Genomic DNA, 9,716 nt, shown 5'->3' with positions numbered 1-9,716 from the left:
ACGGACAAAAATGCCAAACGGGTATGTATCCATAANTTGCATTGACGATAGGGCGGACAATTCTCGCCAGCCAACCGGGTGTCGGTTCAACGTAACATCCGAATTTTTTTGATGTACAGAAAGTGTTGGGACGGACGGCTCCTTCACTCGGCCTTGTGCAAGACGAATTGCAATGGTATTTAAACAATTGAGAAAGTACGGGTAAATAGCGGCAAACCAGAACCGTAATCGATACAAGGTTGAATTATCTGCTGCAACGTCGGAAAGACCAGGGCGATCTGAAACAACGCTTTCGATACAGGCCGATTCATAGCGTTTGTAGGGTACCAGGCAATCTGGTAACTCATGATGGATTCGCCGACAGTTTACACAACGCATTCTACGGATGATCAATACTCTGGGTTGTGCGTTACTGTTCTTTACTTTCCGCATCCGACTTCCGATCACGCTCAATTGTTCTCCACAGCAAGGACAAGGAACAGATTCTGTACACCTAACAAAAAACTCCAGTTTGAGGGTTTTCAATGAGCTCATAATTTGATACAATAACCATGCTATTTTTGGGGGGATGCCTTTGGTAAACCTGTTGGCGCAGGCTTACGTTAACAAAGGCATCCTTTTCCTTTCTATAGATATGGTCATTATATCCGTCAACTTATGGACAGGCAATACCGTCAGCTTTCAGTCATTTTATGCTAGCGAAAACATCATAGCGAAGATCCGTGCGATTAGAGTCTTATAAAAAAGGTTCCGTAAAGTAGACAACCGAATTATCATAAATTACATCACCTTTTGATAATTCTAGCCTTTAATTCTAAACCAATAAATAACAAGAAAGACGGTATAAATGAGAAAAGGGGTGCTAAGTTTGCATTATAAAATAGGCGGCCGGTATTGTCCAAGAAACCAACCATCCAATTTGAGTCACATGTGTAGTAAGCATACACCAGTCGCCATCCTGATGGATCGTTGCTATTAAAACTGTCCGGCCAATTGACATAACAATAAAGCCATACCAAAAGCCCAATAATAGCTGGTAATATACAGGATAAAAAGTTCTTATATTTTGTACCTTTTGGAGTTAATAACAATCCTAGGCAAATACATAACACTACGGATAATAGCCCAAATAATCTTGGTACCACTGTGGACGAAGAAAAAAACTTGCCCATTATAGGGGAAAAAAAGAACAGTACCATGACGTCTAAGCCTAAATGCAGTAAAAAAGCTTTTATATTATTTAGAACCATTCATTTCACTCCTTCTTGATATTAATAAACAGATGTAATGTGACAATCTAAGTGTTTTCGATTCGTACTTTTTTACACGCTGGAAGCGTGTTTTAACTAAAATGCAAAAGTCCGTTTTACTCTCGTTTTCGTCGATTCCCTATAATCTTCACATTCGCATTATAGACAATTTCGAAACAAATGAATACGTTTTTACTTCAATGAACTTCTTTTAATCAGACCCTACCCTATCCCTAAAATACCTACAATACCTAAAATGGTCGTCCGAAATATTTGATTTTAGGGATTCTAGGTAAAATAGGGATAGTTTGAATTAAGCTTTTATGTCTTTTCTATTTACAATACCAAGCTGGTCGATGCTTAGTAGCTCTACCACCCTTCTCTAAATAGATAAATCTATAACCTTTCTTGCCCACTTCTTTCATCTGTTCGTTTAATTCAAAACCACCCACCACCCATAATGCTCCCCCGTTTGCACGCTTATCTGTCAACTCTAATCCCTGCCCTTCAAAATATCTAATGACATCAAATGGTTCATTCTTATTTTTCATCAGATCAGATAACTCTTTGAGTACTTTTGCCTCAGGGACCTTTGAATCAGATTTTCTTTTCTCATGGCCAGCAGGAAGACTGTCTTCTGATTTAGAAGAAGTTTCGTCGTGTAATACGAAACTTTCTTTTGTTTTGGCATACGATTCAGTTCCAGCTCCACTCCTGGTATGAGGCTCTTCAATCAAATTTGTTGCGTCAGTAGTAGCTGAAACTTGAACCTTTAATGTCAATATTTCTTGTTCAATCTCCTTTAAAAGAATGATTAATGCTTTTACATCGTTACGTTCAAATTCTGGTAAATTCTCTTGTTCATGTGTACCTTTATTTAATAGAGCCCAGTTAAATTGCTCTTTCAGCGACTTCATATTTTCATTAAGTCTCGATTCCGGTTCCAAGGCTATTTTTTTAATTTCACTGTTTAGAGCATCGACCACAGATGCTAAGTCAGGCATACTGTTTGGTTGCCGCATCTTCACAGACAAATTCACAGAAAAAGATTTTCCCAATTTCCTCCACAGTTGTGTAGAAAGAATCTCTACTGCTTTTCTGCAGTATGTTAAGGAATCCTTTAAATTGTTTTTCAGACAGGCTTCTTCAGCTCGAACTAAATAGTGCTTAGAATCGCCAACAGAAATTACTATTCCCCGTTCATCGACATTGTCTAAAGGTTCAAATTTATAATACTTTACCATCTTAGAAGCCGCGGAAGCCCCTAGTATATGAGATAGTTTCTTTATGAATTCTTCACCATGACAAGTTATTATTTGTTGTCGATGCTTTATATCTGGACATTCAAGCAACAAACGTGCGATTCCTGAACGGTGATCGTCGTCGACCGCATTGACAATATCATCAAAGATTATGAAACCCAAGTCATCAGAAACAGCTTTTGCTAATAATAGAGATAATCCCAACGTCTTAATATGTCCTTCACTTAGAATTTGAAGAGCATCAAATGTTCTTGAATCACCTACAAATTTGATATATATTTTCTCATTCGGCTTGATGGGTAATTGGAGTGACTCAAACTTTTCAAAAGATGGATCATGATCATTAATGATATTATAAAAACTTAAAGTTCTTTCATTTAATCCGTTTACTAATTTTATTGGTAAATTATCTCTATAGTCTCTTAGCTTTTGAAGAAGACTATCATATGCTTTTTTATACGATAAATTCATTTCAATTGAATTTTGGAACTGTTTAATTTCCTGAAGTCTACCTTCATTTTGAGCTAAAAACTCCCGATTACTTTCATTTATTTTAACCTTTTCTTCATTTAGCATTGTCAGTCGCGCGATAATATTATCTGCTTTGTTCTTAATTATTTGGATTTTCAGGAGTTGACTATCTACATTTGCCTTTCTACTACGTTTGTTTTTAAGTTCCTCGTTATATGCTTCAATCAGTGTAGTCAACTGTGTTAATGAGGGCAAAGAAGCTGTAATTCTATCAAGTTCAAGGGAGAGTTTATCTTTCCAAGTTGCTATGCAGGATATATCCGTAAAATCAAACTCTGTAAGTTGAATAAAGTGAGATGAATTGTCCGCAACAGTAATCTTTAATGCATTTGATTGAATAATTTCTAGATTTATCTTTCTAACAAGACTACTTATCCCTCTGCACAACTTGGAAATATCATCCTGCAAAACTCCGAGGCGCTCCATTTTTTTTAATTCTACTTTTGCGTTTTCAAAAGGATTTACTTGCACTTCACTAATAGGGGTCTTACATGCTGGGCATTTAGATTTATCAGCAGTGTCATCTATACTGATGAGCGAGATGGCATTGTAAAGATCTTTATAATTAACCTCGGATGAAAGCGCTGCAAATTTTTCACGCAGTCTATGGAGCTCAGACATATCCTCTACTAATTTACCATATGTCTCTTTTAATCTATTAATAGGCTTTATATCAAGATCTAACATAATTTTTTCCGCTTTAGCCTGCTGTAGCTCGCCAATGACGCCGGATGAGCCATCTTCTCCTGACAAGTACTTAATTAGCATGTTCAGATCTATAATCTGATCGTCCCCAATATCCTCAATTAATGGCTTAACTTCTTCGGGAATTTTAGTAATCATTTCTTCTATTTCCCTAAGACGATTTTTACTGACCTCTTGTTTCCTAGTCTCCTCATCAAATTCTTTTTGTTTTATGTTCTCAAGTTTAATGTATCGACCATCAAACTCATCCGTGAATCCATTCACAAAATCATTAAAAGTATCCAAACCAAAAAGGGATGATATTCGAGAAAGCTGGTCTTTTGGGGTTGTCGCTGAAATTCTAGCAAATGCATCAATACGGTTTTTTTCAATGAAACTGAACCTATAGGCTGATGTATTCACCGTTACTTCACATTTGGTATTATCTGACTTTATCCCATATATTATGGGGCGATGTCCAATACCTGATTGAGCATTTTTGATATAGTTAGCAATACCTATTCTTTTGACCTGAGATTCTTCGATTTCTCCTAGTAGCCCATACTCAAGCCCCTCACAGAAACTGGACTTCCCTGAACCATTGGGTCCATATATGAAAGTATACTTTTTATCAAACTCAAAGGTCTCTTCAGTATTAAAGCCCCGAAAAGGACCAATCTTCATTTCATAAATAGTTTTAATCAATGATGATGCATCACCAGATAATCTAACATTTTCCGGTATATCTTCACCTTGTGAAAATCCAGTTGACTCAATAATTTGAGCTAGCCTTTTTGCCCTTTGGCCACCTGATTTTCCCAGAACATACAATTCATCGAAGTTTGTGACAAGGATATTTAGTAGCTTCTTCTCATAACCTACTAAAGTTTCTCCATCGAGAGAGGCTACCCAATTGAAAAATTCTCGTTTTGCAGCAGATGCACTATCACTCATATCAAACCTCCAGAAGAAACTCAGTAATTTAGACACGCTAAAACAAATTATCACTATCTTCTATTTCCATCTGATTTCGACTTGATCCATTATATTCCTTCCTGGGCGTAAAATAATCTCAATATAAAGAAAAGCCAAGGCTAGATCAATTAACATCCATACTTGGCATACAATAATTGCAATGCTCTAAATTATATTATTTTAAATCAAAAGTCCAACCTGCATATCCCTCAAAGTCTTTAGTTCTTCTGAAGTCAATGTTACTCCCTTCCCCATCTTCGAATGATCCGACGACCATTCACGAATATCGTACTTAAGTTCTTTATCATTCCAAAAGGTCATCCCTTTAACCCAATCAACCAGATCGGACAATCCAGCAGGTAACGTTCTTCTAACGATATCAAAATAGGCCATCCCAAACACCGCACCTTTACTATGAGCAAATACTTACTAGGCCTAGACATAACTATCCCCATACCAAGAGCTAACCTTCGTTCAATATAGGCTATCCGAAATCCACAGAAATCCTTAAACATTGACTCGACATCGCCAAATCATACTTCTAAATATACAAGCCCCGTTCGGTAAGATCTTGTAAAACCTGAATGTCATAAAGCCTTAAGCATGGTAGGTAGAAAAAATAATATCTAAATCTTCTTCCGGTGTATTACCTCGTTCAAGCGTGTTGTTTTCAATCGCGTCCAACATAATCTGCTCTTTTTCCTTTAGACGGAGATATATCTTTTCATCCAACGAATATAGATCTCCATCTTTGGTAGAGAATATCTCCTGTGCGAAAAAGTATTGGGTGTACTGATTGTTTGGCAGCCCCAATCGATGGATACGATCTTTCGACTGCAGGAGATGTACAAGATTATAGCTGTACTCAAAATATATTGCATCATGGCAAACACTGTGCAAAGAAACAGACTCTGCCAAGGTGTGTGGGTTAGTAATTAAGAAATCAAGCTTGCCTTTGCGAAATGCTGATAAAATTTCCTGACGATCTTCCATACTGATTGCCCCATAGAGGCAGGCCGCTCGAACCCCCGCTGTCTCCAAAGCCCCCTTAATATTCATCATAGAATCAACGAAAATGCACCAAATTATTGCCAATTTGTGCTCTCTATGAAGCTGTAATGCGACTTCTATACAGGCATCAAATTTCTTTGTGGTTTCGATTTTATTAATGAGAGAAACCACATCATCGGAAAAATCCACATAATCAAATTGCTCTATCTCGCCAGAAATATCTAGAATATCCGAAAACTCCGACAAGTCAAGTGACTTTAATAGCATTTGTGGATTGGACTCCAATTGCAAAAGACGAATGATTAGGGCAAGTTTATTCTTTGCGTACTTTATCAGCAGTATATGAAACAATTCGTTTTCAGGTCTGCTGGCCAATACTTGGATAAAAGCATCTGGATTTGTAGCTGGCACTTGTAATTGCTGTTTTGTAGTGCGGCAAAAGAAGGGCTGTAGTTTCTGGTTAATAACGGAAATATCCTCTGGACTTGGGTCTTTCAATTGTGGAACGGTAAATCCAAAAAAATCAGCATATTCATCGTGATAAAGAATGTCCAATAGGTTCCTTATGTCGGTGTATGAGTTAGGTATAGGAGTTCCTGTAAGTGCAACTATATAGCAAGCATCCTTTGATATTTCAAGTGCATCAGAAGCGCGCCTGCCATTCAAAGCTTTCACTTTATGTACTTCGTCAAACACCAGCAATGTTTCTGTATCAATTAGTTTTTTAATTTCTGTCAAGTAAGTCCCTATACTCTCATAGTTAAACAACAAAAGATTTTTATTTCCCGTATCATATAGAATGGCTTGCTGTTTCTCTTTGGTAGATCGATAACTTGGATCTTGTATACTAAATAGTTGAACCTGCTGCTTCGTGCCGAAGCAGGATTTGAATTCATCAACCCAAGAGCCAAAAGAATTTTTGGGCCCAACCATAACAATTCTTTTAACCCGACCTTTTGCTTGCAAGTATGCGTATACACCTAAAACGGATGCCGTTTTTCCTGATCCAGGGACAGAGAAGTTGCTGGATTTTTTCATGGTACACATGAAAAACGAATCCCACATTTGCTTGTCTCGAAGTTGTCTATAAAAAGCGCAATCGACAACCATTTTGTATTCAGCAAACTGTGCTCGCACAATAGGATCTTGATGTTTTATGGAAAGTCCAACATTGGCTCGCCTTTCAATATACATTTCTCGGCTGGCGATATAATCACGCAGCCGTTGCGTGGTAAAAAAGCGATAGACTCGCCTTTGGGCATCTTGCTCCAAAATGCGAATGATTCTCTTGTAAGCTGGATAAGTTAAATTGCTTTTAAAACGAATAATATGGTCGTTACTCCGTTCTAAATCAACATATCGACCCTTGAGACGCAACTTATAAACTGCATTATTTAAAAGAAGCGAAGGTTCAACCTTGATGTCAAGCTTTAATCCATCGTCATAATCCAAAAGGAGACAATTTGGCTCAAGCTGCGCACTGTCGATAATGACCATCCCTTTGCTGTGCGAAACAATTTCTTGGTGAATGGCTTGGCTCATATCACAGACGAGGATATTTTCGACTTTGTTATTCCAAAGCTTTTCAAATGTTTCTGTGCTTTTGGTGATTTTGGAGTAATCGAAAGCTGATGCCTGCCAACTGCAGGTAATGTCAAACGCTTCGTAGTTAGTATTATAAGCCGCCGTAGTCTCATTGTTTGATCCTCGAAAGCAGATCACATCGCCTACTTCATCTTCCATGACGCCGAATTTGTCGTGAAAGATCCCCTCGCGAGTAAAGGCAATCTTAATGTCAATAATCTCAAGTGAGATCAAATAGGCAAGATTAGAGATATTACGCTCTTCCTCAAGAGAAAGAGTTTCTCTCAGCTTTCCTAACAGTCCTTGATTGACCTCTTCCCGCAACTGGTATCCCTCTTTGATTTGCCGATAGTCATATTCTGATAGTTCCGCAGAAGCAATCATGCGATACTTGTTTCCTCGACGTGCAAACACTTCCAGACCTTTTGCATAGTTGGCAAGTGCTTTAGCTGAAAAATACGCAGTAGCCCTGTCATAACTGATGCACTCACGCAAAGTTGGGGTATAGAATAAAGCGCCAACATCATCTTCATAAGAAGAATATGTTGCTTTTAACGAAAGATCCTTAAACATCGAGTTCTCCCCTAATGCTATCTAATATTTGTTGGACCAAATCCAGCTTTTCGCGGATATCATCTTTTTGCTCATCTGACATTTTCTTGAAGATATTTATGTCAATGGTATCAAGCATTTCATAAGCCTTTTCAGCTTGCTGCGCAGGACGATTTCGGCTGGCATCACCGTCAGCTTTACTGACCCACTTTTCAGTGGATCTGGCAAACTCTGATTGAATTTCTTTCTTTGCACGAATATGTTCATTGATTACTTTTTCAGTCGTAACTGGGTACTGCTCTACAGCATCGCAAACTTTTTCTGTCAAATCTGATTGTTCAGCAAGATATTCATCCAGAAGTCTGGTGTTTGATGCAATTTTACCTATTTTTCTTATATATCTATTTGTATCTCCAACTGGAGCCATAAGTAATTGAGCAAACACATTATTTTTCAAGTCCTCACGGCTATCTTCATTTTTCACTTTGCTTAACATACTGTATAGGTCTTTTAGTGATTCGGAGAGATTCATGGTGCGAGCTAAGTAGAACTGTTTCGGGGCGTTGATGAACTCCAAAAATTCTACCATTAATTTTGCCTTTTCCACCTCTCGCTTGATATCCGCTTCCGTTTGATTAACGCTGCTAGCATATTCCCGTACTGTAAGAAGTTTATTTTCTACAATATCATTATATATACCCACCAGTCGATCAATCGGATTATAGTCAACAGGCTTGTCCACACCATGCTGAAGCAATAATTCGAGCATTTTGATTTGTTTAGCATTGTGAGCAATATCGTGCTCTAAAATAACAGCTTCAAAGTATTGTGTTTTTCCGGTCTTCTGTTCCAAATTGCGCAAGCAAGTGAAGCGCCGGTTACCATCAATGATTCTGCCGTCGGTCAAAACGACTCCAGACTCTTGCTGTCCAATGAGCTCGATATTGTTTTGCGTTTTTTTCAATGCTTCTGGATTGCTTTCGGTAATAAAGCTTTGAATGATCCGGTTATATTGTTTTTTATCGTCTGTGTCCATATGCATAATCCCATTTTCCGCTTTATACTGACTAATCCAAGTAGCAATGCGATCGTTCTGATCATTATAATACAGCTGATCCAGCCGAATTTTATATACGGTATAAGTTTGCATGTGATTATCTACCGAAAGCTTTTTTGTCGATGTTGTTGGAAAAACAAATCTGTTTTCAATGCCCTCTTTAAGTAAGTTCATTTAAATAATGCCTCCCTATAATATCTTGATATTTTCTTTAGATATCTCGTATTTTCATAGAATTCCTAGCTAACCAAATTAGCTCACCACGGATAGAATTCGCATAAAATGTCTAATTCGGAGAAATTGGATATGGCAAAGCCAACGTCTACTATTTGTGGATATGTTGGCCGTTGTAAACCCATGATTCTCACGGTGGTAAACCTCCCATGTCTAACAGGGTCAAGATTATAAATCTGCCCTAAATTCCTTCGTTCCACCTATCCATGATTGGGTGTCAGTTATGCTCCTCTACCGAGTCCTTGCTCTAATGGAAAAATATGCGACTGACTACCAGCTCTTTTGTTTTGCTAGGTTACCTGGATTGCTCGCTTCTGTGGTGACGCTTTAACCCACAGATCGTTTGTTTCTTATGGTTTCGCTGCTATTCTAATTACGCTGCTAAATGCTCAACTGGACGATGAATGTCCTTAATTAGCTTTTCTGGATCGTATTCTGTACCTTTTGTTAATATTGCATAGAACACCCGAATTAGTTTACAGCTTTAAGGGCAATTAGTGATTGTTTCTTCTTCAGGGGTATTCTTGATCCTTGTTGTGTAGTAGTTGTGTATCTCTGCAAACTCTGCGTTTTTTT

General features: G+C 37.9%; 6 protein-coding genes and 1 pseudogene. All 7 read right to left on the bottom strand.

All coding sequences use genetic code 11. The annotated features are described in order from the left end of the window. Positions 1-432: DUF6431 domain-containing protein (locus tag DEAC_RS24415; RefSeq protein ID WP_242847247.1), on the bottom strand; the 432-nt coding region annotated here is incomplete at its 3' end. A gap of 353 nt (positions 433-785) precedes the next feature. Then, positions 786-1,250, bottom strand: a complete 465-nt coding sequence (locus tag DEAC_RS21640) for a hypothetical protein (RefSeq protein ID WP_047812164.1) — start codon at positions 1,248-1,250, stop codon at positions 786-788. A 332-nt stretch (positions 1,251-1,582) separates the two neighbouring features. Beyond that, positions 1,583-4,681, bottom strand: coding sequence for an AAA family ATPase (locus DEAC_RS21635; protein WP_047812163.1), 3,099 nt, complete (start codon positions 4,679-4,681; stop codon positions 1,583-1,585). Between the two features lie 201 nt (positions 4,682-4,882). Further along, the gene (locus tag DEAC_RS24750) at positions 4,883-5,095 is read right to left on the bottom strand and encodes a PC4/YdbC family ssDNA-binding protein (protein ID WP_047812162.1); all 213 of its coding nucleotides are present in this window, start codon (positions 5,093-5,095) and stop codon (positions 4,883-4,885) included. 204 nt (positions 5,096-5,299) lie between these two features. Continuing rightward, the gene (locus tag DEAC_RS21625) at positions 5,300-7,870 is read right to left on the bottom strand and encodes an SNF2-related protein (protein ID WP_047812161.1); all 2,571 of its coding nucleotides are present in this window, start codon (positions 7,868-7,870) and stop codon (positions 5,300-5,302) included. Continuing rightward, positions 7,863-9,080, bottom strand: a complete 1,218-nt coding sequence (locus tag DEAC_RS21620; RefSeq protein WP_047812160.1) for a ParB/RepB/Spo0J family partition protein — start codon at positions 9,078-9,080, stop codon at positions 7,863-7,865. Before DEAC_RS21620 ends, DEAC_RS21625 begins: the two co-directional genes overlap by 8 nt. A 433-nt stretch (positions 9,081-9,513) precedes the next feature. Then, positions 9,514-9,716 (bottom strand): annotated as a pseudogene (locus DEAC_RS24405) (IS110 family RNA-guided transposase); the annotation flags it as partial.

Source organism: Desulfosporosinus acididurans (assembly GCF_001029285.1).
GTDB lineage: Bacteria > Bacillota > Desulfitobacteriia > Desulfitobacteriales > Desulfitobacteriaceae > Desulfosporosinus > Desulfosporosinus acididurans.
Note: the sequence above shows the minus strand (reverse complement) of the source record. Positions and strands in the feature narration are given on the sequence as shown.